We start from the raw sequence: 295 nt of genomic DNA, 5'->3' as shown, positions 1-295 counted from the left end.
AAGTAGTGTTGTCAATGACTTCAGCCACAAGGCTTTCATCCTCTCCAAAATAGAGTTTGTTCCCTATCCTTATTTTCCTGGCAGGATCTACCAGCACATCCCATAAACGGGTTTCAGCATTTAATTCTCTCAACAAAAACACTTCGATACGGGCACCGGTCTTCTCCTTATTTCCGAACAAACGTGCAGGAAAAACCTTAGTATTGTTCAATACCATCACGTCCTGTGGCTCGAAATAATCGATAAGATCTTTGAATTGTTTGTGCTCAATAGTTTGATCTTTACGGTTCAAAAC

At 40.3% G+C, this 295-nt stretch carries 1 protein-coding gene; it reads right to left on the bottom strand.

What is annotated here, in order from left to right:
- Positions 1–295: S-adenosylmethionine:tRNA ribosyltransferase-isomerase (locus HC176_RS19010; protein ID WP_167920525.1), on the bottom strand; the 295-nt coding region annotated here is incomplete at both ends.

This window comes from Tamlana crocina (assembly GCF_012037625.1).
This window is presented reverse-complemented; position numbering and strand designations above follow the sequence as displayed.